The sequence below is a fragment of the Nocardia heshunensis genome, assembly GCF_054782115.1.
On the sequence record NZ_BAAGTC010000059.1, the window covers coordinates 1 to 883 of the forward strand.

At 47.9% G+C, this 883-nt stretch carries 2 protein-coding genes; both read right to left on the reverse strand.

Annotated elements, in window-relative coordinates:
• Positions 1-402 (reverse strand): phage tail terminator family protein (locus tag ACYVN4_RS45145; RefSeq protein WP_460730492.1); only part of this gene is annotated, 402 nt, incomplete at its 3' end.
• Positions 403-807 (reverse strand): HK97 gp10 family phage protein, encoded by a 405-nt coding sequence (locus ACYVN4_RS45150; protein WP_125685975.1) that lies wholly within the window; start codon positions 805-807, stop codon positions 403-405.
• Between the last annotated feature and the right edge of the window lie 76 nt (positions 808-883).

Sequence of the window (883 nt, forward strand, 5' to 3'; positions counted from 1 at the left end):
ATATGCAATCACTCCATGATATTCCATAGTTTTTAGTTTGAGACCGCCTTCCACCGGTTGGGCCCAGAAAATGATGTTAAAGTCTACTGTCAGTGTTCCATCTACCCGGCTAAAGTTACGATCCCGAATATAGGCGAACTCAGGGAGAACCAGAAACTTGTCTAGCAGTATTTGCTCCATTCTCTCCATGTCCTGGTTTGGCTTATTTGGGTCTGGGAAGTAAACCACTTGATAACCATGAGTTCGTTTCTGCCGCCCAAACAATTCTGGTTGGCCCCGACTTCCAATCGCAGACACATAAAAAGACGGTTCCTTAAAGCCGCCTTTCTGGTTCTCACGATAAACGGGCAATCCCGGCGAGATACTCGCTAGAAGTTGTCCAATGCGCTCGATAATATTCAATTACAACAGTCCCTCCATTGCCCTCATAAATCCTGGAGTCAATAACCCCGGCAACTCACCGGAAACAGCTTCCACAGTATCGCGTAGCATGAATCGTCCTTCGACCCAACCGCCCCCACCTCTCGTCCGGTGACCATTTTCAATGAATGGCGCGTACTCAACGTTATTGGACAATTGGAGCGAAATGATTGTTCCACCAATGAATGGCCCCTCAATGTTCCATCCCCGTCGCAAGTTACCAGTATCAACGGGAGTAGAATTGCTAACTCGTCTCATAGCCTGAACCCCCACTCTCTTAAGCGATTGCTGTAATTCAGACTTTAGCTGTGCGGCATTAGATGCCTTGGCTTGAACCTCTTTAGCCCATGCTTGAAATTCAGCATCATCAATCGTGAACGCTCCCATCTACTCCACCTCCTCACTAGCTTTCTCATCCCGAACCATTGCTACTTCTTGGTGACTCACGTATCCGGCATATCCC